Annotated in this window: 19 protein-coding genes; 9 read left to right on the forward strand and 10 right to left on the reverse strand. The window is 73.9% G+C overall.

From position 1 onward, the window contains the following. The first annotated feature begins 46 nt into the window (after positions 1-46). Together SMA5143A_RS09085 and SMA5143A_RS09090 are read left to right on the forward strand one after the other, a co-directional pair. A complete protein-coding gene (locus SMA5143A_RS09085) occupies positions 47-1,711 on the forward strand; it encodes an APC family permease (protein WP_107462393.1) in 1,665 nt (554 codons plus the stop codon). 129 nt (positions 1,712-1,840) lie between these two features. Then, positions 1,841-3,391, forward strand: a complete 1,551-nt coding sequence (locus SMA5143A_RS09090) for a GMC family oxidoreductase (protein WP_107462394.1) — start codon at positions 1,841-1,843, stop codon at positions 3,389-3,391. A 66-nt stretch (positions 3,392-3,457) separates the two neighbouring features. Here SMA5143A_RS09090 and SMA5143A_RS09095 read toward each other — a convergent pair whose 3' ends face one another. The 4 genes from SMA5143A_RS09095 to SMA5143A_RS09110 all read right to left on the reverse strand — a co-directional run bounded on the left by SMA5143A_RS09095 (position 3,458) and on the right by SMA5143A_RS09110 (position 11,630). Beyond that, entirely contained in the window at positions 3,458-8,110 is a 4,653-nt protein-coding gene (locus SMA5143A_RS09095; protein ID WP_107462395.1) for a hypothetical protein, read from the reverse strand. 110 nt (positions 8,111-8,220) lie between these two features. Next, positions 8,221-9,099, reverse strand: coding sequence for a hypothetical protein (locus tag SMA5143A_RS09100; protein WP_055540884.1), 879 nt, complete (start codon positions 9,097-9,099; stop codon positions 8,221-8,223). A gap of 151 nt (positions 9,100-9,250) precedes the next feature. Then, positions 9,251-10,777: a hypothetical protein gene (locus SMA5143A_RS09105; protein ID WP_107462396.1), complete on the reverse strand. Its 1,527-nt coding sequence runs from the start codon at positions 10,775-10,777 to the stop codon at positions 9,251-9,253. Positions 10,778-10,934: 157 nt separating this feature from the next. Next, complete coding sequence (locus SMA5143A_RS09110) at positions 10,935-11,630, reverse strand: GntR family transcriptional regulator (RefSeq protein WP_055540886.1); 696 nt, start codon at positions 11,628-11,630, stop codon at positions 10,935-10,937. A gap of 187 nt (positions 11,631-11,817) precedes the next feature. On the opposite strand from SMA5143A_RS09110, the gene SMA5143A_RS09115 reads away from it, so the two are divergent. The 5 genes from SMA5143A_RS09115 (at position 11,818) to SMA5143A_RS09135 (ending at position 16,309) form a co-directional block, all read left to right on the forward strand. Next, a complete protein-coding gene (locus SMA5143A_RS09115) occupies positions 11,818-13,140 on the forward strand; it encodes an MFS transporter (protein ID WP_107462397.1) in 1,323 nt (440 codons plus the stop codon). Between the two features lie 104 nt (positions 13,141-13,244). Then, positions 13,245-14,042, forward strand: a complete 798-nt coding sequence (locus tag SMA5143A_RS09120; protein ID WP_375136472.1) for a putative hydro-lyase — start codon at positions 13,245-13,247, stop codon at positions 14,040-14,042. Positions 14,043-14,073: 31 nt separating this feature from the next. Further along, positions 14,074-14,832 (forward strand): LamB/YcsF family protein, encoded by a 759-nt coding sequence (locus tag SMA5143A_RS09125; protein WP_107462461.1) that lies wholly within the window; start codon positions 14,074-14,076, stop codon positions 14,830-14,832. Further along, positions 14,829-15,440: a 5-oxoprolinase subunit B family protein gene (locus SMA5143A_RS09130; protein ID WP_107462398.1), complete on the forward strand. Its 612-nt coding sequence runs from the start codon at positions 14,829-14,831 to the stop codon at positions 15,438-15,440. The genes SMA5143A_RS09125 and SMA5143A_RS09130 overlap by 4 nt, the downstream gene beginning before the upstream one ends. Further along, positions 15,437-16,309, forward strand: coding sequence for a biotin-dependent carboxyltransferase family protein (locus SMA5143A_RS09135; RefSeq protein WP_107462399.1), 873 nt, complete (start codon positions 15,437-15,439; stop codon positions 16,307-16,309). Before SMA5143A_RS09130 ends, SMA5143A_RS09135 begins: the two co-directional genes overlap by 4 nt. 45 nt (positions 16,310-16,354) lie before the next feature. On the opposite strand, the gene SMA5143A_RS09140 is transcribed toward SMA5143A_RS09135, so the two are convergent. The 5 genes from SMA5143A_RS09140 to SMA5143A_RS09165 all read right to left on the reverse strand — a co-directional run bounded on the left by SMA5143A_RS09140 (position 16,355) and on the right by SMA5143A_RS09165 (position 21,809). Then, the gene (locus SMA5143A_RS09140) at positions 16,355-17,203 is read right to left on the reverse strand and encodes an SGNH/GDSL hydrolase family protein (RefSeq protein WP_107462400.1); all 849 of its coding nucleotides are present in this window, start codon (positions 17,201-17,203) and stop codon (positions 16,355-16,357) included. After that, positions 17,200-18,429, reverse strand: a complete 1,230-nt coding sequence (locus SMA5143A_RS09145; protein ID WP_258193454.1) for a glycosyltransferase — start codon at positions 18,427-18,429, stop codon at positions 17,200-17,202. Before SMA5143A_RS09145 ends, SMA5143A_RS09140 begins: the two co-directional genes overlap by 4 nt. After that, entirely contained in the window at positions 18,426-19,556 is a 1,131-nt protein-coding gene (locus SMA5143A_RS09150) for a glycosyltransferase family 4 protein (protein ID WP_107462401.1), read from the reverse strand. The genes SMA5143A_RS09145 and SMA5143A_RS09150 overlap by 4 nt, the downstream gene beginning before the upstream one ends. A 139-nt stretch (positions 19,557-19,695) precedes the next feature. After that, a complete protein-coding gene (locus SMA5143A_RS09155) occupies positions 19,696-21,114 on the reverse strand; it encodes a HEAT repeat domain-containing protein (protein ID WP_107462402.1) in 1,419 nt (472 codons plus the stop codon). 302 nt (positions 21,115-21,416) lie between these two features. After that, positions 21,417-21,809, reverse strand: coding sequence for an ankyrin repeat domain-containing protein (locus SMA5143A_RS09165; protein WP_055519899.1), 393 nt, complete (start codon positions 21,807-21,809; stop codon positions 21,417-21,419). Positions 21,810-22,117: 308 nt separating this feature from the next. Here SMA5143A_RS09165 and SMA5143A_RS09170 point away from each other — a divergent pair, with 308 nt between their 5' ends. Continuing rightward, the gene (locus SMA5143A_RS09170; protein WP_055714125.1) at positions 22,118-22,312 is read left to right on the forward strand and encodes a hypothetical protein; all 195 of its coding nucleotides are present in this window, start codon (positions 22,118-22,120) and stop codon (positions 22,310-22,312) included. A gap of 37 nt (positions 22,313-22,349) precedes the next feature. Continuing rightward, the gene (locus tag SMA5143A_RS09175) at positions 22,350-23,900 is read left to right on the forward strand and encodes an ATP-binding protein (RefSeq protein WP_107462403.1); all 1,551 of its coding nucleotides are present in this window, start codon (positions 22,350-22,352) and stop codon (positions 23,898-23,900) included. 91 nt (positions 23,901-23,991) lie between these two features. Here SMA5143A_RS09175 and SMA5143A_RS09180 read toward each other — a convergent pair whose 3' ends face one another. Beyond that, positions 23,992-25,491 carry an SCO1417 family MocR-like transcription factor gene (locus SMA5143A_RS09180; RefSeq protein WP_107462404.1) on the reverse strand — a complete coding sequence of 500 codons (1,500 nt, stop codon included), beginning with the start codon at positions 25,489-25,491 and terminating at the stop codon, positions 23,992-23,994. Positions 25,492-25,501 lie beyond the last annotated feature (10 nt).

Genomic DNA, 25,501 nt, shown 5'->3' on the forward strand with positions numbered 1-25,501 from the left:
GTAAGAGCCGCTCCCCCTTTCCCCGAGGCCCCCCAGGAGTCCGCTCATGACGACCATCGAGCAACCGACCGGACCAGAGAAATCGAACGACGACGCCGAACTCGCCGAGTTCGGCTACAAACCCGAACTCAAGCGCACCCTCGGCAACTTCCACACCTTCGCCGCCGGGATCAGCTACATCTCGATCCTCACCGGCACCTTCCAGCTGTTCTACTTCGGCTACAGCAGCGGCGGCCCCGCCTATTGGTGGTCGTGGCCCATGGTGTTCGTCGGCCAGTTCATGGTCGCGCTCTGCTTCGCCGAACTGGCGGCGCGCTACCCGGTGGCGGGCTCCGTCTACAACTGGTCGAAGAAGATGGGCAATCCGCATCTGGGCTGGCTCGCCGGCTGGATGATGCTGACCGCGTCGATCGTGTCCATCGCGGCGGTGGCGCTCGCCTACCAGCTGACGCTGCCGCAGATCTCCGATGTGTTCCAGTTCGTCGGGGACGGCACCGGCACCTACGACGTGGCGACCAACGCGGTCATCCTGGCCGCGGTGTTGATCCTTTTCACCACGCTGGTGAACGCCTTCGGCGTGAAGCTGATGGCCACGATCAACACGGCGGGCGTGTTCATCGAGTTGATCGCCACCGTGGTTCTGATCGCCCTGTTCGCCGTGCATATCACACGTGGCCCACAGGTCGTCCTGGAGACGAACGGCACCGGCGAGGGGTTCGGCGGCGCCGGGTACCTGGGCGCGTTCCTCGTGGCCTCGCTGGCGTCGGCGTACGTCATGTACGGCTTCGACACGGCCGCCTCGCTCGGTGAGGAGTCGCTGGACCCGTCCCGGAACGCGCCGCGCGCCATCATCCGGGCGATCATCGCCTCCTTCGTCCTCGGCGGTCTGATCCTGCTGCTGGCGCTGATGAGCGTCTCCAGCCTGAAGGGCGAGAGGCTGTCCACGGACGGTCTGCAGTACGTGGTGCTCGACGTGCTCGGCCCGACAGCCGGCAAGGCGATGCTCTGGTGCGTGCTGATCGCGGTCACGGTGTGCGCGCTCGCCGTGCACACGGCGGCGATCCGCCTGGCCTTCGCGATGGCCCGCGACAACAACCTGCCCGCGTCCTCACTGCTGGCCAAGGTCAGCCCGCGCTTCCAGACCCCGGTCCTCCCGGCCGTGATCATCGGCGTGCTGGCCCTCTCGATCCTGGTCGTGAACATCCGCCAGCCGCAGATCTTCACCGTGGTGACCAGTATCGGCATCATCATGATCTACCTCGCCTACCTCGGCGTCACCGTGCCGATGCTGGTGGCGCGGCTGCGCGGCACGTGGCAGCCGGCGGATGACGGCAAATTCTCCCTGGGCCGCTGGGGCGTCCTCGTCAACGCCCTCGCCGTCCTGTGGGGCACGGGCATGACCCTCAACCTGATCTGGCCCCGGGCCTCCGTCTACAACGCGACCGAGCCGTTCCACTGGTACCTGCGCTGGGGCGCGGTCCTCTTCGTCGGGCTCATCGCGGGCGGCGGCTTCGCCTACTACTGGTTCGTCCAGCGCCACAAGACCGGGGTGCTCGCCGACCACGCCATGACGGCCACCGGGACCGCCACCGGTCCGTCCACCACCGGTCCGTCCACCACTGGTCCGTCCACCACCGAGTCGTCCGCCACCGAGCCGTCCGGCCCGACGACGCCCCCCGCCCCGCCCGTCGCCTCCCCGGCGGCCGACTGACCGACCCGGTCACGGGCGGGCCGGGCCACCGACAGGGCCCCGCTCCCCGGGACCGGACACAGCACGCAACGCGCGGTCCCCGGCGCCGATCCGCCGGGGACGCCTGCAACGCAAGGAGGACAACTCCCCATGAGCCCAGAAGAGTTCGACTACGTCGTGGTCGGCGGCGGCACCGCGGGAAACGTGGTGGCGGCCCGACTGTCCGAGGACCCGTCGGTCACGGTCTGCGTCCTGGAGGCGGGACCCAGCGACGTCGGCGACGACGCCGTCCTGAGACTGGAACGCTGGATGGGCCTGCTGGAGTCCGGCTACGACTGGGACTACCCCGTCGAGCCGCAGACCAGCGGGAACAGCTTCATGCGGCACGCCCGCGCGAAGGTCCTCGGCGGCTGCTCCTCCCACAACTCCTGCATCGCCTTCTGGGCCCCCGCGGAGGACCTGGACGACTGGGCGGCGGCCGGCTGTACGGGCTGGTCCGCGGCCGACCTCTTCCCGCTCTACCAGCGGCTGGAGAACAACGACGCCCCCGGTGACCACCACGGCCGCAGCGGCCCGGTGAAGCTCCGCACGCTCAAGAGCGACGACCCGTGCGGGAACGCCCTGCTGGAGGCGTGCGCCCAGGCCGGGATACCGACGACGCCCTTCAACTCCGGTACGACGGTGGTCCGGGGCGCCAACTGGTTCCAGATCAACTCCGACGAGAACAACATCCGGCAGTCCTCCTCGGTGGCGTATCTGCACCCGATCATGGGCAAGCGGCCCAACCTGGAGGTCCGCACCGGCGTCCGCGCCAAGAAGCTGGTGCTGGAGGGGCGGCGCTGCGTCGGCGCCGAGTACCTCGACCCGGACCAGATCCACACCCGTACCGTCCGGGCCCGGCGTGAGGTCGTCGTCTCCTGCGGTTCCATCGACACGCCGAAGCTCCTGATGCTCTCCGGCATCGGGCCCGCCGAGCACCTGCGCGAGGTGGGCGTGGACGTCGTCGTCGACTCGGCGGGCGTCGGCGAGAACCTCCAGGACCATCCCGAGGGCGTCATCATGTGGGAGGCCGCCCAGCCGATGACCACCACGTCCAGCCAGTGGTGGGAGGCGGGCATCTTCTACGACACCGAGCCCGGCCTGGACCGCCCCGACCTGATGTTCCACTACGGGTCCGTGCCGTTCGACATGAACACCGCCCGGCACGGCTACCCCACGACCGAGAACGCGTTCTGTCTGACGCCGAACGTGACACGGGCGAAGTCGCGCGGCACGGTGCGGCTGCGCACCCGCGACTACCGGGACAAGCCGAAGGTCGACCCGCGGTACTTCACCCACGAGCACGACGTGCGGGTGATGACGTACGGGCTGCGGCTGGCCCGGCGGATCGCCGCGCAGCCGGCCCTGAGCGGATGGGCGGGGGCCGAACTGGCGCCCGGCCCCGACGTGCGGACCGACGACGAGCTGTTCGACTACATCCGCAAGACGCACAACACCGTCTACCACCCGGCCTGCACCGTGAAGATGGGCGCGGACGACGACCCCTCGGCGCCGCTCGACGCGCGGCTGCGGGTCAAGGGGGTCGAGGGGGTGCGGGTGGCCGACGGGTCGGTGATGCCGGATCTGGTGACCGTGAATCCGTGCATCACGACGATGATGATCGGCGAGAAGTGCGCGGATCTGTTGAAGGCCGACGCCTGAGCGGCCGGCCGCGCAGTTCCCCGCGCCCCCGGGAGGGGCTGCGCCCCTCCTTGGGCGCGGCCCCCGTCAGGCGGGGTTCGGTGTGGGGCGCTTGTACATCCTCGTCGCCGTGATCTCGCTGTGCACCGCCTCTCCCGCCCGGGGCTGCTGCGGCAGTCCCGGGCGGAGGTGTTCCTCGACGCTGATGTACTTCAGGCCGGCGCGGAGGTCGGCGTCGTTGCGGAGGCGGATGACCAGGGGGAACTCGGCCAGGGCTGTCGTGTCGAAGAGACCGGTCGTGTAGAGGAGCTGGACACCGAGGGCGTCCGACACGGCCCGCTGCAACTCCAGCAGGTATGTCGCGTTGGCCCGGCCGATGGGGTTGTCGAGGAACAGGGTGCCGGCGTGGCGGTGCTTGTCGCGGCCCCGGTCGTTGCTGCGGAGCGCGGCCATCGTGCAGTACAGGGCGATGGCGGCGGTGAGCAGCTGACCGCCGGAGAAGACGTCACCCATCTGTCCCACGGGGACGCGCTCGGCGCGGAGCACTGCGTCGGGTTTGAGGATCTCGACGGCGACGCCCTTCGGCTGGAGGGCCGCGCTGACGCCGCGCAACAGCAGGGACATGCCGTCGCGCCGCATGTCGGAGTTCTTCTTGACGGCCGCGCGGGTCGCCTCGTCGACGACCTCGCCGAGCCGCTCGGTGAGCGTCGCCTGGTCGGGTTCCTCGAAACGGATGCGGAGGAATTCCTGGCCGGACCACTCCCCCAGTCCCTCGGGGAGCCGGGACAGCCGCTGGGCCGAGCGCAGGGTGGCGAGCGCCGACTCCACGAGCCCCCGCAGCCGGTCCACGATCGAGTCGCGGTTGCGCTCCAGCTGCGCCAGTTCGTCGGTGAGGACCCGCAGCCGGGGCGCGAAGGCGTCCGCCCACTTCTGGGCGTGCTCGGGCAGCGCGGAGGCGGGCAGCTCACGGATCTGCTGGCGCGCGGGGGTGCGCACCTGCTCGTAGCGGGTGGAGTTGGCGTGCCGTACGAGGATGTCGCTCGCCTCGCGCACCGCGCCCTCGGCGGCGGAGAGGTCGGCGGCGCAGCCGCGCAGGGAGCGGCGGGCCTCGGCGGCGGCCTTGCGGGACTCTTCGAGGCCGCCCGGGTAGGGCTCGGGCTCCTCCTGGTCGTCGTCCGGGGTGTGGTCCCGCAGGAGATCCCTGAGCAGGGCGGCCGTCTCGTCGAAGCCGCCGGCCGCGTCCTCGGCGGCGCGGTGGGCCGTCAGCAGCTCCGCGTGGGCCTCGCGGGCCTGGGCCAGCGCCTCGGTGCGGGAGGCCAGTTCGGCGGTGGCGGTGCGCAGCAGGGCCTGGGCGTGGTCGGCGTCGCGCGGGACGGTCTCCTCGGGCAGCTCGGTGTGGGCCTCGCCGTCCTCGGGGGCGTGCCGTTCGGCCTCGCCGCGCAGCCGTCCGAGCTGTTCGCTCGCCGTCGACATACGGGTCTCCAGCAGTTGCACCAGCTCCTCGGCGCGGGCCGACGCGGCCTGCCGGGAGGGGCCGTCGGAGCCGTCGGGCGACTGGAGGAGCTGCTCGGCGCGGTTGCGGACCTTGTTGCTGAGCCGGTCCAGTTCCGCGCGGGCGGCGCTCTCGTCGCTCTCGGCCCGGGCCTGCTCGGCGCGCAGGTCGGCGCCCACGCCGACCTTCTCGTACACCTGGGAGGCGGCGCGGTAGGCCTCGCGGAGGGCGGCGAGGGGCTGCTTGGGCGCGTCGGAGTCCGCTTCCGGTACGTCGTCGGGGGCGCCCGCGATCTCCGCGCGCTCGGCGCGCAGCGCGCGGGCCGTACGGCGGGCGTCGTCGGCGGCGCGCTGGGTGGCGCGGCGGTCCTCGTCGGCGGCGCGGGCCCGCTCCAGGCAGACCTGGGCGCGGGCCTCGGACTCCGCGGCGTCGTCGGCGAGTTCACGGAGCTTGACCTGCCAGCCGGCGCGTTCACGCAGCCTGAAGGCGAGTCCGGCGAGGGCGTCGGCGGCGCGCCGGGCCTTCTGCGCGGCCTCCTGCCGTTCGTCCCGCACCTGGGCGGCCTCGGCCGCCGCCTCCTCGGTCTCCGCCCGCACGGTCCGGGCCTCGGCCAGCTCCGCCTCGGCCTCCTCGGCGAACGCGCGGGTCTCCGCCGCCGACGTGGCCAGCTCGGTGAGCCGGCCAGCCGGACAGCCCGTGCGCCAGGAGGCGAGACGGGCCGCGAGTTCCCGGTCCTTGCCGAGGCGTGCCGCCAGGGCCCGGATCTCCTCGTCGCGCTCGGTGGCGCGGGCGCGCAGGGCCTGGCGCTCCTCGTCGGCGGCGCGCTCGTCGTGCATGGCCGGGTTCGGCGGGACGAGGAACACCTCGGACGAGGCGCCGTCGCCCGCGTCCAGGGGCGGTGTCGGCGCGAGCAGGGCGGCGGCCGTGCCGACGGCGACGGCGGACCGCGGGAGCAGGGCCGCGTCGCTGAGCGCCGCACGGGCGCGGACGTGCGAGTCGGGGTCGGTGATGATGACGCCGTCGACCAGCTCCGGGCGGGCGGCGAGCACGCGCGCGTGGTCGGCGGGGTCGACGGCCTGGGCGAGGTACCGCCAGCCGGGCAGGGCGGGGATGCCGTGCTCGCCGAGGAACTCGACGGTGGCCAGGACGTCGGGGCCCGGCGGCAGCAGGCCGCCGTCGCCGAGGGCACCGAGGATGCGGGAGTCGTCGGCCGCGGCGGTGCGCAGCTCGAACAGGGTGCGCTCGGCAGAGGACACGTTCTCGTCGAGCAGCTCGCGCAGCTCGTCCGCGAAGCGGTCCAGCTCCTCGGGGGTGAGGGGGCCCTCTCCCGGGGAACCGGAGGTGTCGGCGCCGTCGCCCCCGGTGCGGGGTGCGGGTACCCCGGCGCGGTTCCTGCGGGCGGCCCCCGGCAGGCTCAGCAGTTCGGCGAGGCGCTCCTCCGCCGCGAGGGCCTCGGCGGTGCGCCGCTCCCCGTCGTACGCGCGCTCGGCGGCGACGGCGGCGTCGGCGGCGCGGGCGGCCGTCAGCTCCGCGCGGGCCTCGGCGGAGGCCGCCTCCCTGGCGTGCTCGGAGGCGCGTCGTGAGGCCTCCCGGGCGGTGTCCCAGGCGGCGACGGCGGTCTTCTCGGCGTCGCTGGCGGCGAGGGCGGCCCGGGCGGGGTCGGCGTCGGGCGCGCTGTCGTCGAGCCAGCCGGCCCGGACCGCCTCGGCGGTCTCCTGCTCGACCTCGCTGAGCCGCTGCTTCAGGTGCCCGATCTCGCTGCGGGCGCGCTGCGCCTCGGTGGCGGCGGCGGTGGAGTCCCGGTGGGCGGCCTCCCCGAGCTCCTGGAGGGCCGCCGACCGCTCCTCGCCCTCGTTGGCGAGGTTCTCGGCGCTCTCGGCGGCCGCGTGCAGGGCCCGTACGAGGTCGACGGCGGCCTTGGCGCGGGCGGCGAGGGCGGGGGCCGCGTCCCGCTCGGCCTCCTGGATGGCGGCGGCCACGCGGGCGACGCGGTCGGCGGCGGCGCGGTGCCTGAGCACGGCCTCGGCGGCCTGCCAGGCGGAGTGCAGGGTGCGCGCGTCGGCCAGTTCCCGTTTCTGGGCGGCGGCCGACTTCTCGGCGGCGGCCAGCGCGAGGGAGGCGTGCCGGTAGGCGAGTTCCGCCGCGATCAGCGCGCTGCGCTCGCGGGCGCCCTCGGCGTGGGTGACCGCGTACGCGGCGGCCGTGACCCGCTGGGCCAGATCGCTGCCCCTGACCCGTTCCCGGGTGGCCCGGGCGGAGAGTCGCCGGGCCAGGGTGCGGGTCCGCCGCTCGGCGGCCGTGTGGATGTCGCGCGCCCGTGACCGTGCCTCGGCGGCCTCCACGATCCGGCCGAGCAGGTCCACGGAACCTGCGGTGAAGTCGCGTTCGGCGATCAGCTCGGCCCGGCGGCCGAGCTTGTTGCCGAAACCGCCGACGAGGTCGGCGAGCCCGTCGGTGTCCCGGGTGTCCGTGACCGCGCGGAGCAGCAGGTCGGTGAAGTCGGAGTCCTTCTTCACCGCGAACAGGCCGGCTGCCTCGCCCTCGTCGGCGTTCATCTCCCGCTGGTAGCGGAAGAGTTCGGGGTCGAGGCCGAGGTCGGTCAGATGCTCGTTCCAGCGGTCGTGGATCTCCTCCCAGTGCACTTCGAGGTGCGGATACGCCTTGCCCGCCTCGGTGAGGGCGTCCCGGAACCCCTTCATGGTCCGCCGCCGCCCCTGCGCGCCGGAGGCGCCCTCGACGGGCGGCCGGACGGCGGTGGACTCGGCGACGGGGAGGTTGTCGAGGCTGAGGCCGGGGCCGGGCCGGAAGGAGTACCAGGCCTCCGCGAACTTGCGGGGGTCGTTGGAGACCTGACGTCCGCGCCACTCGCTCACCTTGCCCACGACGAGGCACTCACCGGTGAGGGTGTGCTGCCACTCCAGCGCGACGTGTCCGCAGTCGTCGGCGAGCAGGAACTTGCGCAGCACGCCCGAGCTGGCGCCGCCCAGGGTGTTGCGGTGACCCGGCAGCATCACCGAGAAGATCAGCTTGAGCAGGACCGACTTGCCGCCGCCGTTCTCCAGGAAGAGCACGCCCGCGGGCGCGGGCCGGCGCGGCGGCCCGGTGGGCTCCTCCTCGAAGAACTCCGCCTGCTGCGGCGCGGGGTCGGGCACCGGCTCGCCGACACCCCTCAGGTCCAGCACGGTGTCGGCGTAGCGCGCACCGGCCGGCCCGATGGAGTAGAGGCGGACCCGGGACAGCTCGTACATGGTGGGGGACTTTCGCGGTCGTGAGGGTGGTTCGTGCGGAGAGGTGGTGCGGGCGGGCGGTTCGGGGCGAGCGCGGGCGGTGTCCGCTGGTCGGGGCGGGTGCGGGCGGGTCAGGAGTGGAACGGCAGCCCGGCGTCGGCCACCAGCTCCAGGTCGTCGGTGTCGTCGGGCGGCAGCAGGCTGGCCGTGCCGTCGGTGACCGGGACGATCCCCAGGTCGAGGAGTTCGGCCATCGCGGCGCTGCCCGCCATGTCCCGCACCTGGAGCTGGTAGCGGGCGGTCGTGCGGTACGTACCGCCGTTGTCGTCGCCCGTGCGCTGGAGGAACCCGGAGTCGGTGAGGAAGCCCACCGCCTTGCCGACGATGCCGGTGGTGGAACCGGCGAGTCGGCGGGCGTCCTTGGTGGCTCCGGTGGAGCTGCGTCTGGCCCAGATCCGCCAGGCGGCCTCCAGTCCGGGCGCGTCCGTCGCCGGGTCGGTGTTCTCCCCCTGCTCCTCGGCGCGCTCCTCCAGCCGCCGGCAGGCCTGCCGTACGAACGAGTCGACCCCGTTGACCGACACGCGCCCGATGTAGCCGTCGTCCGCGAGGTCCTCCGGGCGGGGGAACGCCATCGCGGCGACCGCGAGGTGGGCGAGCCCGTGCAGGAAGCGGTCCACGGAGTCGGCCGAGGTGCGCCGCGCGTAGTCCCCCATGCGCACGGCGAACACGGAGTCCTCGGCGGCCGTCACCGCCATCCCGGCTCTCGGCGACACCTCCAGCACCACCAGTCCCAGCCCGGTGGCGACGGCGTCGGCGAGCCGGGCGAAGGCCGGGTCCTCGCGGTAGCGGCGCAGCAGGTCGCCGTACTCCTGGTCGCGGGCGGGCTGGAGCTTGGGCTGGAGCCCGAAGGCGACGAGCCGCGCCGCGTCGGCGGCGTCGGCGGGGGTGACGGCGGCGGCCACCGGAGCGGGGGCGGCCTCCGGCTCACTCCACTCGACGTGCTCGCTCACGGCAGCAACTCCTCGGTCTCGGAACAGGTCTCGAAGCAGCTGTCGCCGCGGGTCTCGGAACGGGGGACAGCGACAGCGGGGGCGGGTGGCAGGCGGCGTTCGGCCGGGAACCGGACGTGGGCCGGGCCCGGCCGGGGGCCGGAGGGCGCTCTCATGCCGCCTCCGAACGGTCCGCCGCCATCCCGGCCGCGTCCAGCAACGCCGTCCCCACGATGAGGTCGGCGCCGCCGAACTCCGGGTCGTCCAGCTCCGTCCCGTCGTCCACGGCGAAGAGCAGCTTCCCCTCCCCCTGCCGGTAGGCCGTGCCGACCGGCGGGCTGGCCGCGTGCACGGCCAGCAGGGCGACGAGGTAGGGCAGTTCGGGGTCGGACCGCCGGGCCTCGGCGAGCAGTCCCGACAGCCGTCGGGGCGCGTCGGCGGGCAGGTCCAGCAGCCGCATCGCCACGGCCAGCTGCTCCTCGCTGAACCGGCTGTCGTCCGGGGTGGCGATCAGGTCCGGCTCCGGCATCTCCGCGCCCAGGTGCTCCCGCTCCACCGGGGGTGTGAACAGGAGGTCGACGAGGTCCCCGAGACGCGGGGATCCCGGCGTACGCAGCCCCGTCCCGCGGGCGAAGAACGCGTCGGTCACCCGCCGGGCCTGCTCCACGGGCAGCGGCAGCAGCGGTGCGAGCAGATGGCCGTAGAGGTCGGTCCCCGAGGTCGTCATGGGGGTGGCGAAGGCCTGCCGGTCCTGCTCCGCACGGAACAGTGGGCCGGCCTCCAGCAGCCGGGACTGCAACTGGGTGTGCCGTCGGATGCAGTCCTTGACGATGTCGACGAGCTCGGCGGCGCGCCGCTTCTGCTCGGGGTCCTCGGACTCGTCGCGGGCCTTGCGGATGTTGGTGAGGATCGCGTTCTCGTGGCGGTAGCGGTCGGCGACGTGGTCGAGCGCCTCGGCGATCATGTCGGGGACGGCCTGGAGCCAGTCGACCGCGCGGACGTTGCGCCGGGTGGCGTCCAGGGCCTTGCGGAGGGTCTCCGAGTACTGCACGGTCCGGTAGCGCGCCTGTTCGGCGGCGAGCTGGGCGTCGGCGAGCCGGCCCCGGCTGATGAGGACCTCCAGCTTGACCTCTGCGGCGATCTGCGCGCTGGTGACGTCGGTGTCGAGGGCGCCCACGAGGACGTTGACGGCCTCGTCGGTCGTGCGGAGGTAGACCCCGCCTCCGTAGCCGGGGACCTCCTCGATCAGCTTGAAGTCGTAGTCGCGGCGCACATAGGTGCCGTCGGAGGCGAAGGTGCCGTAGACGGCGCGGAATCCGCGGTCGACGCTGCCGACGTTGATCAGGTTCTCCAGGACCCAGCGGGCGACCCGCTCGTGCTCCTCGACGGGTCGGCGTGGGGCCTGGGCGGCGATACGGGGGATGAGCCGGGCGACGATCTGGTCGTGGTCGGCGCCGGTGTCGAAGTCCATGTTGAGCGTGACCAGGTCGATGGCGGCGAGGGCGACCTCCGCCATGCCGTACACCGAGTACTCACCCGCGAGGTTGGCCTTGCGCGCGTCGAGGTCGTGCAGCGGCGCGGTGCAGGCGAGCGCGCGCAGCCGCCGCGCCAGGCCCTCGTCGGCGGCCGGGCCCGGCGCCGGGCGCGGCCCCGCGCTGAGCTGGGGCGGAACGCTGTCCGTCGATACGGGTGAAGTCACGGTGCACAGATTAGGTCCTGGGTCTGACAGCGACCCAAATCGCGGCGCCGGGCGGGCCACCGGGCCGGACGGAGAACGCCACGCCACCGGGCCGGGCGAACGCCGTGCCACCGGCCCTCACCCGAGATCACCGTCACCGGGCCGGGTCGCAACCCGCTCAGGACACGTCGGCCACCCGACGGCCGTAGACCTCGACCAGGCCCCGCAGCGAGTCGTCGAGGTACTCGGCCAGCATCTCCTCGGCCCGGTCGCGTTCGCCCCGCTGGAGGGTCCCGAGGATCAGCTGGTTCCGGGCCAGGTACGGCTCGTAGAGCTTGCGCGGGTTGTCCACCACGTGGAACGCGAGCCGTAGTTCGGCGAAGACGCTGCGCATGAGCTCGTCGGTGCGGGCGCTGCCCGCGAGGGCGACCAGTTCGCGGTGGAAGTGGATGTTGGCGGTGGAGACGCCCTTCCAGTCGCCCTCCCGCGCCTGCCGCTGACCGTCGGCGACCGCCTCGGCGAGCCCGTCGAGGCCGTACGGCGGCTCGCCGAGCCCCCGGACGACGGCGCACTCCACGAGCCGTCGGGTGCGGTAGATGTCCTCGACGTCCTGGACGGTGAGGACCCGCACGAAGACCCCGCGGTTCAGCTCGTGCACGAGGAGCCGTTCATGGGTGAGCAGGCGGAACGCCTCCCGGAGGGTGTTGCGGGAGACCCCGAGGGCGCCGCCGATGCTGTCCTCGGACAGGCGGGTGCCCGGCGGGAAGAAGCCTTCGGCGATCCGGCTCCGGAGGATGTCCGAAACCCGCTCGGCGGTGCTGGTGCGGCCCAGCAGGGCCCGGTCGTCGGCAAGTCCCGTCAGTTCGGCGGCCATGCGCCGAATTCAACCGCAGTCATCAGAACGAGACAACATGGGTATTGAAGGATCGTTCAACGATCCTCTACCTTGCTGGACAGGCGCCACGAACATGGCTCGGCACGCCGACACGGCACGACGGCACGACGGCACGACGGCACGGCTCACCCCTCACGCACCCTCCGTCCCTCATTGCGAGGTGCTCATGAGCTCGATCCCTCCCTCCTCCCCGGCCTCCACGACCACGTCTCAGCCCTCGGCGGGCGCACAGGCCGCCGACGACGGCGCGTTCGGCTGGTTGCGCGCCCTCGGCCCGTGCGGCCGCCGCGCCTTCGGTGGCGCGTTCGGCGGCTACGCCCTCGACTCGTACGACTACTTCACGCTGCCGCTGAGCATGGTCGCGCTCGCGGCCTACTTCGGGCTGGACAGCGGCCAGACCGGCCTGTTCACCACGGTCACGCTGGTCGTCTCCGCGATCGGCGGCGCCGCCGCGGGTGTGCTCGCGGACCGGATCGGCCGGGTGAAGGCCCTGATGATCACCGTGATCACCTACGCGGTCTTCACCGTGGCCTGCGGCTTCGCGCCCAACTACGAGACGCTGCTGGTCTTCCGGGCCCTCCAGGGCCTCGGCTTCGGCGGCGAGTGGGCGGTCGGCGCGATCCTGGTCGCCGAGTACGCGAGCGCCAAGCACCGGGGGCGCACGCTCGGCGCGATCCAGAGCTCCTGGGCCGTCGGCTGGGGACTCGCCGTGATCGTCTACACGGTGGTCTTCTCCGTCTTCGGCGACGACCTCGCCTGGCGCGTGATGTTCTGGACGGGCGCGCTGCCCGCGCTCCTCGTCGTCTGGGTGCGCCGCTCGGTGGAGGACGCCCCGGAGGCGGCCGCCGCGCGGGAGCGGAGCGCCGAGAAGGGCTCGTTCGCGGCGATCTTCCGGCCCGGTACCGCGGCGGCTCCCGGACTGCTGCGCACGACGCTGTTCGCGGTGCTGCTGTCCACGGGTGTCCAGGGCGGCTACTACACGCTGGCGACCTGGGTGCCGACGTATTTGAAGACCGAGCGCGACCTGTCCGTCGTCGGCACCGGCGGCTATCTCACGTTCCTGATCTCCGGTGCCTTCATCGGCTACCTCACCGGCGGCTACCTCACCGACCGGCTGGGCCGCAGGCGGAACATCTGGCTCTTCGCGGTGCTCTCGGCGCTGTGCATCCTGGCCTACGCGAACATACCGAGCGGCGCCAACGGCCTTCTCCTGGTGCTCGGTTTCCCGCTCGGGTTCTGCATGTCGGCGATCTTCAGCGGCTTCGGGTCGTACCTGAGCGAGCTGTACCCGGCGGCCGTGCGCGGCACCGGCCAGGGCTTCACGTACAACACCGGGCGCGCCGTGGGCGCCGTGTTCCCGACGACGGTCGGCTTCCTGGCGGACGGCTGGGGGGTGGGCGGCGCGCTGGTCTTCGGCGCGATCGGCTACGCCCTGGCGGCCGTCGCCCTCCTCGGCCTGCCGGAGACGCGCGGGAAGGAGCTGGTGTGAACCCCGCGACTGGTGTGAACCCCGCGACCGCACGAGACCTCCGGCTGTCCGACACCGACCCGACGCGGGACGGCGCTTCCTCCCTCACCTCCGACGACCGTCCCGTGACCCTGGTCGAGCCGCACGCGCACGCGTGGAGCCCCGGTGAGGCCCGCGCCCGGTTCCGCGCCGGGCTGCCGGGGCCCACCGCCGGGGTCGCCGCCGGGCACACCCAGGCGAACCTGATCTCGGTGCCCGCCGACTGGGCGTACGACATGCTGCTGTTCTGCCAGCGCAATCCGAAGCCCTGTCCGGTGCTCGACGTGACGGACGCGGGAGCCTGGACCACCCCGCTCGCCGAGGGCGCCGACCTGCGCACCGACCTCCCCCGTTACCGGGTGTGGGAGCACGGCGAGCTGGTGGCCGAACCGACGGACGTGGTCGACGTCTGGCGGGACGACCTGGTGTCGTTCCTCATCGGGTGCAGCTTCACCTTCGAGTGGGCGCTCACCGAGGCCGGCGTCCCGATGCGCCACATCGAGCAGGGCCGCAACGTCCCCATGTACGTCACCGGCCGTCAGTGCCGGCCCGCGGGCCGGCTGCACGGCCCGATGGTGGTGTCGATGCGCCCGGTGCCGCCCGAGCACCTCGCCGCCGCGATCCGGGAGAGCGCTCTGCTCCCGGCGGTGCACGGCGGCCCGGTGCACTGCGGGGAGGCGGCCGGCCTCGGCATCGCCGACCTGTCCCGCCCGGACTTCGGCGAGGCCGTGACCGCCGAGCCGGACGACATCCCGGTGTTCTGGGCCTGCGGGGTCACCCCGCAGGCCGCCGTGATGGCGTCGCGTCCACCGTTCGCGATCACCCACGCGCCGGGGCGGATGTTCCTGACGGACGCCCGCGACGAGCAGTACCGCGTGGCCTGAGCGAGAGCCCGGAACGAGCAGAATGGGAACCATGACCTCCATCGACCTCAACGCCGACCTGGGCGAGGGCTTCGGCCGCTGGCGGCTGACCGACGACGCGGAGTTGCTCACCGTCGTCACCAGCGCCAACGTGGCCTGCGGCTTCCACGCCGGGGACGCTGCCACCATGCGCCGGGTCTGCGAACAGGCGGCCGAGCGCGGCGTACGGGTCGGCGCCCAGGTCTCGTACCGCGATCTGGCGGGCTTCGGGCGGCGCGCGATGGACGTGCCGCCCGCCGAACTGGCGGCCGAGGTGGCCTACCAGATCGGTGCCCTGGAGGTCTTCGCACGCGCGGCGGGCACGCGCGTGTCGTACGTGAAGCCGCACGGCGCGCTCTACAACCGGGTCGTGCACGACGAGGCGCAGGCGGCGGCGGTGGTCGACGGGGTGGTCCTCGCCGACGCCTCGCTGCCGGTCCTGGGCCTGCCCGGCTCCCGGTTCCTCGACCTGGCGGCGGGGGCGGGACTGCCGACGGTCACCGAGGCGTTCGCCGACCGCGCGTACACCGCGCGGGGCACCCTGGTGCCGCGCGGCGAGGACGGCGCGGTGATCACGGACGCCGACGCGGTGGTCGGGCGGTCCGTGGAGCTGGCCCGCTCCGGCACGGTCGTCGCGCACTCGGGGGAACGCGTCCCCGTCCGCGCCCGCTCGCTGTGCCTGCACGGCGACACACCGGGGGCCGTGGGGCTGGCCCGCCGGGTGCGGGCCGGGCTGGCGGCGGCGGGGGTGCGTGTGGAGGCGTTCGTATGAGGGCGCTGCCGGTCGGTGATCGCGCGCTGCTGATCGAGGTGGACTCGGGCCAGGAGGCCGAGGCCCTCCACGCCGAGCTGCTGCGCCGCCGCGCCACGGGTGAGCTGACCGTGGAGGAGCTGGTCCCCGCGGCCCGTACGGTCCTCCTGGACGGTCTGGACGCCCCGTCCCGCCTCGCCGAGCGGCTCGTCTCGTGGGAGGTGCCGCCGGTCCCGCCACGCACGCAGGACGTCGTGGAGATCCCCGTGCGGTACGACGGGCCCGACCTCGCCGAGGTCGCCGCGCACTGGGGGGTCGACGAGGCGGAGGTCGCCCGTGTCCACGCGGCGGCCGAGTTCCGGGTGGCGTTCTGCGGGTTCGCCCCCGGCTTCGGCTACCTCACCGGGCTGCCGCGCGAGGTGCCGCGCCGGGCGACGCCCCGCACGGCGGTCCCGGCGGGTTCCGTGGCCCTGGCCGGTCCGTACACCGGTGTCTACCCGCGCTCCTCGCCGGGCGGCTGGCAGCTGATCGGTACGACGGACCTCGTCCTGTGGGACCCCGCGCGCGTGCCGGCCGCGCTGCTGACGCCGGGCACCCGTGTCCGCTTCACCCCGGTGGCGGCGCCATGAGCGACCGTGCCCTCGCCGTCGTCCGGGCCGGTGCCCTGACCACCGTCCAGGACCGGGGGCGGCCCGGCCACGCGCACCTCGGCGTCCCCCGCTCCGGGGCCCTGGACGGGCCCGCCGCCGCCCTGGTCAACCGACTGGTGGGCAACGCCCCCGAGGCGGCCGTCCTGGAGACCACCCTCGACGGCTGCTCCGTACGGCCGCGCGCCACGGTCACCGTCGCCGTCGGGGGCGCGCCCTGCCCGGTCACGGTGGACGGCCGCCCGGCGGCCTGGGGAGCGCCCGTACGCGTTCCCGGTGGCGCGCTGCTGGACATCGGGGCGGCACGCGCGGGGGTACGCGGTTATCTCGCCGTCTCCGGCGGCGTGACCGTCGAGCCGGTCCTCGGCAGCCGTTCCACGGACCTGCTGTCCGGTCTCGGTCCTCCCCCGTTGACGGACGGCACCGTGCTGCCCCTGGGACGCCCGACCGGGCCGCACGCGTACGTGGACGCCGTTCCGTATCCGGCGCCGCCCTCGGAGCTGGTCCTGCGGGTCACGCTGGGCCCCCGCCACGACTGGTTCACGGACTCGGCGCTCACCACCCTGGCCGCCCGGCCCTACACGGTGTCGTCGGCGAGCAATCGCATCGGGCTGCGCACGGAGGGCCCCGCGCTGGACCGCGCGCGGCCGGGTGAGCTGCCCAGCGAGGGCATGGTGCTGGGAGCGGTCCAGGTGCCGCCGGACGGCCGCCCGGTCGTCTTCCTCGCCGACCATCCGACCACCGGCGGCTACCCGGTGATCGCGGTCGTCGACCCGGCGGACCTCCCCGCCGCGGCCCAGGCCACACCCGGCACACCCGTGCGGTTCATCGCCGTGCGACACCGCCGCTGACCGCCCGCGCGACGCCGCCTCCACCCCTCTTCCTCAGCCGTCGCCTCACGCCACCTCCGGCCGCTGCTCGGACCCCGTCAGCGCCGCGAGGGCCGAGGCCACGGCGTGGGACGCGGTCAGGTCGAGGCGGGCGCTGGTGCCGCGTGCCCTGTGGCGTACCTCGGCGGCGGCGAGGGTGAGGAGCTGCGGCAGCAGATCGGTGCACCGCCGGGCCACCCACCCCGTGCCCGCCGTGGCCAGCCACCACAGACCGGCGGCGCGGGTCGGCACGGGCGAATCGGGTTCCGGTGAGGGCGCCGGGCCCGTCGCGAGCCCGGCCTCCGTGAGCAGCGCGTGGCAGCGGACGGCGAGCTGCCGGTGTCCGCGCTCGCCTGGGTGGAGCCGGTCCGCGCTCCACATGGCGCGGTCCGTCAGCCAGGCGCCCTCACTGGCGTGCAGATGGACCGCTCCATGGCGCTGGGACAAGGCGTGCACGACGGTGTTGACGGCCCGCTGCCGACGGGCGAGCGGCCGGGCGAGGGCTCCGGGCAGGCCGAGCATCGCGCCGGGGTCCGGCAGGCACGCGGTGAGCAGCTCGGCGCCCTGGTTCCGCAGGGCCCCGTACACCTCGTCCAGGCGGGCGGCGACGGCGTGGATGTCGAAGGTGCAGCGCAGGGTGTCGTTGACGCCGATGACGACGGAGGCGAGGTCCGGGCGGAGCGCGAGCGCGGCGGGCAGCTGGCGTTCCAGGACGTCGCGCGTCTGGGAGCCGCTGACGGCGAGGTTGGTGAACTCCCCCTCGGGGGCGAGTCCGTCGGCGAGCAGCGCGGCCCAGCCGCGCCGGCCGTCCGCGACGGGGTCCCCGACACCCTCGGTGAGGGAGTCACCGAGGGCCACGAAGCGCAGGGGTCTCATCCGACGCCCTCCCATGCCGGGCGGCCGACGTGCGCGTCGTGGGCGGCGAGGAAGGCGTCCACGGCGGTCTGCCAGCCGAAGCACTCCGCACGCGCGCGTGCCGCGTCCCGGCGTTCCCGCTCGGGTCGGTCCAGGAGCGACTCGACGGCGTCCGCGAAGGACGTGCCGCTGTCCGCCGCCGTGGCCCCGGCCGACCCGACGACCTCGGGCAGCGCCGAGGAGGAGCTGGCCACGACCGGCGTGCCGCAGGCCATCGCCTCCAGCGCGGCCAGCCCGAACGTCTCGGCGGGCCCGGGCGCCAGGCACACGTCGGCGGATGCCTGGAGGGCGCCGAGCAGGTGGCGGTCGGCGACATGGCCGAGGAAGGTGACGGGCAGCCCGCGGGCCCGCTGTTCGAGCCGGGCCCGCAGCGGTCCGTCCCCGGCGACCACCAGCACCGCGCGCCGTCCGCGCCGGAGCAGCGCCTCCAGCGCGTCGAGCGCCGTGCCGGGACGTTTCTCCACCGAGAGCCGGGAGCACATCACCAGCAGCACGTCGTCCTCGCGCGCGTGTCGCTCGCGCACCTCCGGATCCCGCAGCCCGGGGTGCCGCCCCACCAGGTCGACGCCCAGGGGGGCGCGGACGACGTTCCGGGCGCCGATCCGTACGAACTCCCGCTCGGCGAACTCGGTGGTGCACACCACGCGCGCGTAGGTGTGGGCGGTTCGGACGTTGAGGGCGTCGGCGGCCCGCCGGGCCATCGTCTCGGAGAGGCCCCAGGTGCGCAGCACCCCGTCGGCGGTCTCGTGGCTGACCATCACCGCGGGCACCCGGGCGCGTCGCGCCCATGCCCCGGTCCAGCGCAGGGTGGTGCGGTCGGAGACCTCCAGACGGTCGGGGCGGAGGGACTCCAGGAGGGACGCGACCCGCCGCTTGTCCATGAGGACGCGGTAACCGCCGGTGCCGGGCAGCAGGGGCCCGGGGAGGGTGATGACGCGGCCCTGCTCGGTCTCGCGGTCGGTGTACCGCTCGCCGGGCACGACGAGCACCGGGTGGTGCCCCGCCGCCCGGTAACCGCGGCCCAGCTCCCGCAGTGCGGTGCGCAGTCCGCCCGAGGCGGGCGCGACGAAGTTGGCGAGCCGCACGATCCGCAGGCCCGAGCGGGCGGCGTCGTTCCGTGCGGCCCCGGAGGAATCGCCGTTCGTGCGGGAGGAAGCCCCGTTCGTGCCGGAGGAAGCCCCGTTCATGCCGCCACCGCCGGGCGCGCCGCGAGCACCTCGGCGTAGTGCCCGATGAGCTGGTCGCCGACGGCGGCCCAGGTGCGCCCCTCGACCATGGCCCGCCCGGCGGCGCCGTAGGCCGCCCGTAGGGCCGGATCGCCGGCCAGCGACGCCACGGCGTCCCGCACGGCCGCGGCGTCGCGCGGCGGCACCAGCAGCCCGGTGCGGCCGTGTGCCACGAGGTCGAGCGGTCCGCCGGCGGCGGGGGCGACGACGGGCACGCCGCTGGCCATGGCCTCCTGCACGGTCTGGCAGAAGGTCTCGAAGGGGCCGGTGTGGGCGAAGACGTCCAGGGAGGCGAAGATCCGGGCGAGGTCGTCGCCGGTGCGGCGGCCGAGGAAGACGGCGCCGGGCAGGGCCTCGCGCAGCCCCGGTTCGCTGGGGCCGTCGCCCACGACGACGACCCGTACGCCGTCCAGGCCGCACACCCCGGCCAGCAGTTCGACCTGCTTCTCGGGGGCGAGGCGGCCGACGTAGCCGACGATCAGCTCGCCGTTCGGTGCCAGTTCGCGGCGCAGCGCCTCGTCGCGCAGGGCGGGCCGGAAGCGGACGGTGTCCACGCCGCGCTGCCACAGCTTCACCCGGGGCACGCCGTGTGCCTCCAGGTCACGCAGGGCGACGCCGGACGGGGCGAGAGTGAGGTCGGCGGCGGCGTGGACGGAGCGGATGCGCCGCCAGGCGGCCGCCTCGCCGGCGTGCACATAGGTGCGGGCGTAGCCGGCGAGGTCGGTCTGGTAGATGGCGACGGCGGGGACCCCGAGGCGCGCGGCGGCGGCCATGCCGCGCACCCCGAGGACGAAGGGGCTGGCCAGGTGGACGATGTCGGCCCGGTGCTCGACGATCGCGCCGGCCACCCGGCGGCTGGGCAGGGCGACGCGGACCTGGGGGTAGCCCGGGAGCGGGAGGGAGGGGACTCGGACGACGGGGCACGGCGCCTGGAGGTCGGCGCCGACCGCTGTGCCCGCGGCGGTGGCCGGGGCCACGACGAGCGGCGAGTGACCGCGCGCGACGAGGTGCCGCGCGGTCTGCAGGGCGCAGTGGGCCACGCCGTTCACATCGGGGGGAAAGGACTCGGTCACGATGACGACACGCATACCCGTGTTGTCGTCGTACCGGACGTGGCCGCGTCAACGTGGATCTTTCCGGACGAGGAACGTCCCATGAGCGTTGCGCTGCACATATGTCCAGGTCAGACCGTGTCCATGCCCTCCTGGCCTCCGGGTCACCGGCTGTTCACATTGCGGGCATGTCAGGACCGATTCGGCTGCGTACGGCTGTCTGGACCTCGGCCTCCTCGGCCGGGTCGGCGGCCAGTCGGCGGAGCTGGTCGACGACACGCGTGTCGCCCGTCTCGGCGTGCCGGGCGGCGATCTCGCGGGTGGTCTCCTCGCAGTCCCAGAGGCATTCGACGGCGAAGCCGGCCGGGAAGGAGGGGTCGGTGGCGGCGAGTGCGCGGGCGGCGCGGCCGCGTAGGTGGGAGGACGCCGTCTCCCGGTAGATGTGGCGCAGCACGGGTGCCGCGCAGGCGATGCCGAGGCGTCCGGTGCCGTCGACGAGGGTCCACAGGGTGGGCGCGTCGGGGCCCTCGCCGCGTACGGCCTCGCGCAGGGCGCCCAGCACCAGGTCGCTGTCCTGTGCGCCGCCCCGGCAGGCGAGCACGCGCCCGGCGGCCGCGCCCAGCGCGTCGGGCCGGTGCACCCAGCCGCGCGCCCGGTCGACGGCTGCCAAGCTGCGCATCCGTTCGAAGGCGTCGACGGCTGCCTCCACGACCATCGTGGTGCCGTCGGTCACCGCGCCCTCGATGAGATCGAGGGCGTCGGGATCGTTGCCGTCGGCGAGATAGCGCAGGGCGGTACACCGGGCGGCGTCGTCGCCGGACCGGGCGGCCTCGATGATCTCCGGCCGGTCCTCGGGGCCGGCGACGGCCGTGAGGCAGCGCGCGGCCGGCACATGGAGGACGGCTCCGCGTTCGACGCCTTGTCGGGCCCACTCGAAGACGGCGCTGACGCTCCAGCCGGGCCGGGGTCCGCTGGGCCGCATCTGCCGCTGCCAGCGGTCGAAGCAGCCGGTCTCGTGGGCGGCACGCACGCGGGTGGCGACCGCTTCGCGGGGGTCGTCGGCCCACAGCCGCCAGGGCCGGGGTTCGAAGGCGTCCCGGACGGTGGCGGCGAGTTCCGCCTCGCCCTCCGGGTCGGTGGTGAAGCGGGCGAGGACGGGCTCGGCGAGGGCGCGCAGCCCTTCGTCGTCGTCCCTGAGGGCCAACTCGTCCAGGGCCCACGCCCAGTTGGTGCCCGTGGCGGCGTACCTGCGCAGCAGGTCGAGCGCGTCCCGCCTGCCGTACGAGGCGAGGTGTCCGAGGACCGCGAGGGCGAGTCCGGTGCGGGACTCCTCGGTGTCCAGGACGTCCTCGGCGTCGAAGAGATGCCGTTCGATCTCGTCGAGTTCGCCGTGCAGGTCGAGGTAGAGCCGGGCGTAGTAGAGCGAGCGGTTCTCCACCTGCCAGTCGTGGCGGGGGTCGCTCAGCACACAGGTGTTCAGTGCCGCGAGCGCCTCGGCCCGCGGGGCGGTGAGCGCGTGCAGCGTGCCGTCGCCACGGCCCCGCTGCAGCAGGCCGAGCAGCGTACCGCTGGGCGCTATGAACGGTTCGAACATGGGAAACAGCCTCACATCAAGCGTCGACGCAACCGGGGATCTTGCTCTACCTGGCCGCGTGACAACACGTCGGGGCGCCCGCCGTTTCCTGCTTGCTGTAGACCATCTTCCTCTGCCTCTCGTCAGTGGCCCATGCGGACCGCATCACGGTCCACGTGGTGCGGCAACACCTGCCCAGCCATCGCGTCCGTGAATCACGACGTCATGATGACCCGGCGGTTCTTCCTGCCGCGACCGATATTTCCGGCGGCCCTGTACCGCCTCCCCCGTCTTTCGTTTTTTACCTGGTCAGAACATGTGGATCAGTGTGCGCCGAAGAGTTCCAGCAGCTCGGTCCTGCCGAACATCCGCGCTGTGTCCACGGCGTTCGGCGTGCCCTCCAGCGGGTCGGCGCCGCCCTCGAGAAGAACCCGGATGACACCGGCCTCTCCCTTGAAGACCGCCCCCGCGAGGGGGGTCTGCCCCCGGTCGTTGACGCGGCCCGCCTCGGCGCCACGGGCCAGCAACTCCCGTACCGCGTCGGCGTGGCCGTGGTAGGCGGCCAGCATCACGAGCGAGTCACCGCGGTCGTTGGTGAGTTCGGCCGGGACGCCGGCGTCGACGTACGCCACGAGCGCCTCCGTCTCGCCCCGCCGGGCCAGATCGAAGACCTTGGTCGCCAGCTCCACGACCTCCGGGTCGGGGGCTTCGCTCATCGCCCGGTCCACCTCTCTTCGCGTTGCCGCCACGAGCACGTGTGCTTCTGAGCGTACGACGACGGCGCCGCCGTACGGGTGAATCGCCAGAGTACTGGCTTCTCGCGCACATGAGCGGTCGCGGCCGAGGCAAAGATCACATCGAGTCACGCGTCGCGCGACAGCGCAGCTCGGGCGGCCGTACGTCCCCTCACCCACCCAGATGAAAACGTCGGAATTTCCATCATTTGCACCTTTAATCGTATGGATACATGCTGTGACCTTGGAAGAACTCATGGTGACTGTCCCCACCTACCAGGAGAACCCACATGATCCTCAACATCTCCGGCGTCGTTCTGCTCGGCGTCATCGTCTTCCTCTTCTTCCGCAAGGACGGCCTCAAGGCCTCGCACGCCATCGTGGTCACGCTCTTCGGCTTCTACCTGGCCAGTACGGGTATCGCCCCGAGCATCACGGCGGGGGGCGAGAGCCTCGCAGGCCTCCTCGGCGGGATCAAGTTCTGATCCCGTCCCCGTCCGTACGCACCTCCAGGAGACAGCCGTGGCCCGGGTCACCCTCCCCCGCATTCTGAGCAACGGCGGCGCGCATCTCGCCAAGAGCCGTGAGCTGGCCCGGACGGCGGCCGACGGCGCCACCGACGTCCTCCATCCGCTGATCACGATCACCCGTGGACTGCGCCGGCTGGCAGCGGCCGGCCGGCGCAGATGGGTGGAGACACCGGCGGACCGGCGCGGGTCACTGCTGTTCCTCGGCGCCTCGGTGGTCCTGGTGGTGACCCTCGCGCCGTACGGAGCGCTGCTCGCCGTCATCGCCCTGATGGCGGCGGCAGCCTGGGCGGGCCGCGACGGCGCGGCCCGCGAACCCACCGGCCCCGACGAGTCACAGACCCAGCGTCTGCGCTCCCTCTACGAGGCCCTGGTCCCCTGCTTCTCGGCCGCCGAGGACCCCGAGCCGCTTTACGCGCACGGCGGCGCCTGGGACAAGGTCTTCCCCACCTACGCGTTCGACGGCACCGGACGGATCTGCCATGTGCTGATCCACTACCCGGCGTACTTCGCCGACGGCGAGCCCGAGTCCCGGGCGCGTGTCGAGCACCTGCTGCACGCCAAGGCCGGCCGCGGCCGCGAGTACCGCTTCGACTGGGACGAGGAGGGCAACACCCTGTCCGTCAGCGTCCTGCCCCCGCTCGCCACCGACATCGCCGCCCAGCGCTTCGTGACGGCTCCGGGCGAAATGGTCCTCGGCTTCACCGACCCGGCGCAGGTCCAGCGCACGCTCCCCCTCTCCTTCGGGGAGGAGAAGCGCGACGTACCGCCGGTCGTCTGGCGCACCGACGCCCGCTCCACCGAACCCCATCTGCTGGCCGTGGGCGAACCGGGCAGCGGTACGACCACGCTGCTGCGCTCCATCGCCCTCCAGGCGCTGCAGCACGGCGACGTCGTCATCGTCGACGGCGCCGGCAGCGGCGACCACGCGTGCCTGACCGGCCGGGACGGCGTCCTCGCCGTGGAGAGCGGGCTCTCCGGGGCGCTGGCGAGCCTGGAGTGGGCGTCCCAGGAGACGGAACGCCGGCTGATCGCCACGAACCGCGCCCGCCAGGCGGGGCATCCGGCCCCGGACGACACCCAGCGCCCCCTCTGGCTGCTGCTCGACCGCCCGACCGTCCTGGCGCATCTGGCGGCGGCCGACGGGGGACGCGACCCGCACTCCCTCCTCCAGGTCCCCCTGCGCCACGGCCGGGCCGCGAACGTCACGGTCGTCGTGGCCGAGCACTTCGACCACCTGGACGCCCTCGGCGAGGCGGTGCTGCGTCACACCCGTGCCCGCGTGGTCCTCGGCCCGGCCACCCCCGAGCAGCTTCAGTCCGTCCTCGGGGCACCACCCCCCACGACCCCGACCGCCGACGTCCCCGCCGGCCGCGGTTACGCGCGCCTCGGCACCGCTCCCGTCCTGCGCCTCCAGGTCCCCGCCACTCCGGACCCCCACGACCCGGACGCCCCCGAGCCCCACCGCGAGTCGGTCCTCGCCCTTCTCCCGCCCCACACGACCCCGGCCGACGACCTGGAGGAACTCGCGGCAGCCGACAACTGACCGGCCTGTCGAGCACCGCGCCGGCCTGTCCGAGCGCAGCGTCGGGAGCCGCCCGATCCCCCTCGCGCCCGGCCGCGGACAGTCGTGCCTCCTACGCCACGAACGTCCGCGGCCCCTCGTTCCCCCCGGACGCCCCGCTCCGCACCAGCCGCGCGGCCGCGGCCAGGCGGGTCGCCGCCTCCTCCGCGACCGCCCCGCCCACGGTGAACGGCAGGCGCACATACCCCTCGAACGCCCCGTCGACCCCGAACCGCGGCCCGGACGGCACCCGGACGCCGACCCGCTCCCCCACCTCCGCGAGCCGCGACCCGGACAGACCCCCGGTGCGGACCCACAGCGTCAGCCCGCCCCGCGGCTCGGTGAACTCCCAGTCGGGCAGCTCCCCGCGCACGGCGGCGACGAGCGCGTCCCGGTTCTCCCGGGCCTGCTCCCGCCGCATCCCGACGGCCTGCTCCCAGCCGCCGGAACCCATCAGCCAGTTCACGGCCAGCTGCTCCAGCACCGGGGTCCCCAGATCCGCGTACGCCCGCGCCGCCACGAGGCTGCGGATCACCTCGGGCGCGGCCCGCACCCACCCGATCCGCATGCCCGCCCAGAACGCCTTGCTGGCCGAACCGACCGTGATCACCGTGGAGCCCGCCGGATCGAACGCGCAGACCGGCCGGGGCATCTCCACCCCCTCGTCGAGGTACAGCTCGGCCATGGTCTCGTCCACGACCAGCACCGTCCCCGCGGCCCGGGCCGCGTCGACGAGCCCCCGCCGCCGGTCCTCGTCGGCGAGCGCCCCCGTCGGGTTGTGGAAGTCGGCGACGACGTACGCGAGCCGCGGCGCCGCCTCCCGCAGCACCTGCCGCCAGCGGTCCATGTCCCACCCGGCGAGCCCCTCGGCCATCGCGACCGGCACCAGGCGGGCCCCGGCCTCCCGCATCAGCTGGAGGATGTTGGCGTACGAGGGCGACTCCACGGCGATTCGCTCACCGCGCCCCGCGAAGAGGTGGCAGATGGCGTCCATGGCGCCCATGGCACCCGTGGTCACCATGATCTGCTCGGGCATCGTCGGGATACCGCGCGCGGTGTACCGGTCGGCGAGCATCGAACGGAGCGCTGGCAGCCCGGCCGGATAGTCGCCGTGCGTGTGCGCGTACGGCGGAAGCTCCTCCAGGGCGCCCTGCACGGCGCGGGTCAGCCAGGGCTCGGGCGCGGGCAGCGCCGCGCACCCCAGGTCGATCATCGAGCCGAGCGCCTCCGGGGGCAGCGGCTCCAGACCGCGCGCCGGCAGCGGCTTGCCGGCCGGTACGGCGGTCCAGCTGCCCGCCCCGCGCCGGGACTCCAGGAACCCCTCCGTGCGCAGCGCCTCGTAGGCCGCGGCGACGGTCGTCCGGGAGACGGAGAGCGCGAGCGCCAGCTCACGCTCGGCGGGCAGCCGGGCCGCCACCGGCACGCGCCCTTCGAGGACCAGCAGCCGGACGCCGTCGGCGAGGGCGCGGTAGGCGGGCGGACGCTTGCTGCCGGGCCCACTGGGGCGGTCCTGCTGGGAGTTGAGCATACGAGCGAGCTGCGCGGCCCCGACCGCGGAAGTCCACTGAGACACGTTTCCAGTC

The organism is Streptomyces sp. MA5143a (genome assembly GCF_900290235.1).
In the GTDB taxonomy this organism is placed as follows: Bacteria; Actinomycetota; Actinomycetes; order Streptomycetales; family Streptomycetaceae; genus Streptomyces.

What these genes read in the sequence shown, in the direction of transcription:
- SMA5143A_RS09085 (WP_107462393.1), top strand. Translation starts at nt 47, where the DNA reads ATGACGACCATCGAGCAACCGACCGGACCAGAGAAATCGAACGACGAC.
- SMA5143A_RS09090 (WP_107462394.1), top strand. Translation starts at nt 1,841, where the DNA reads ATGAGCCCAGAAGAGTTCGACTACGTCGTGGTCGGCGGCGGCACCGCG.
- SMA5143A_RS09095 (WP_107462395.1), bottom strand. Translation starts at nt 8,110, where the DNA reads ATGTACGAGCTGTCCCGGGTCCGCCTCTACTCCATCGGGCCGGCCGGT.
- SMA5143A_RS09110 (WP_055540886.1), bottom strand. Translation starts at nt 11,630, where the DNA reads ATGGCCGCCGAACTGACGGGACTTGCCGACGACCGGGCCCTGCTGGGC.
- SMA5143A_RS09115 (WP_107462397.1), top strand. Translation starts at nt 11,818, where the DNA reads ATGAGCTCGATCCCTCCCTCCTCCCCGGCCTCCACGACCACGTCTCAG.
- SMA5143A_RS09125 (WP_107462461.1), top strand. Translation starts at nt 14,074, where the DNA reads ATGACCTCCATCGACCTCAACGCCGACCTGGGCGAGGGCTTCGGCCGC.
- SMA5143A_RS09130 (WP_107462398.1), top strand. Translation starts at nt 14,829, where the DNA reads ATGAGGGCGCTGCCGGTCGGTGATCGCGCGCTGCTGATCGAGGTGGAC.
- SMA5143A_RS09135 (WP_107462399.1), top strand. Translation starts at nt 15,437, where the DNA reads ATGAGCGACCGTGCCCTCGCCGTCGTCCGGGCCGGTGCCCTGACCACC.
- SMA5143A_RS09140 (WP_107462400.1), bottom strand. Translation starts at nt 17,203, where the DNA reads ATGAGACCCCTGCGCTTCGTGGCCCTCGGTGACTCCCTCACCGAGGGT.
- SMA5143A_RS09145 (WP_258193454.1), bottom strand. Translation starts at nt 18,429, where the DNA reads ATGAACGGGGCTTCCTCCGGCACGAACGGGGCTTCCTCCCGCACGAAC.
- SMA5143A_RS09150 (WP_107462401.1), bottom strand. Translation starts at nt 19,556, where the DNA reads ATGCGTGTCGTCATCGTGACCGAGTCCTTTCCCCCCGATGTGAACGGC.
- SMA5143A_RS09155 (WP_107462402.1), bottom strand. Translation starts at nt 21,114, where the DNA reads ATGTTCGAACCGTTCATAGCGCCCAGCGGTACGCTGCTCGGCCTGCTG.
- SMA5143A_RS09165 (WP_055519899.1), bottom strand. Translation starts at nt 21,809, where the DNA reads ATGAGCGAAGCCCCCGACCCGGAGGTCGTGGAGCTGGCGACCAAGGTC.
- SMA5143A_RS09170 (WP_055714125.1), top strand. Translation starts at nt 22,118, where the DNA reads ATGATCCTCAACATCTCCGGCGTCGTTCTGCTCGGCGTCATCGTCTTC.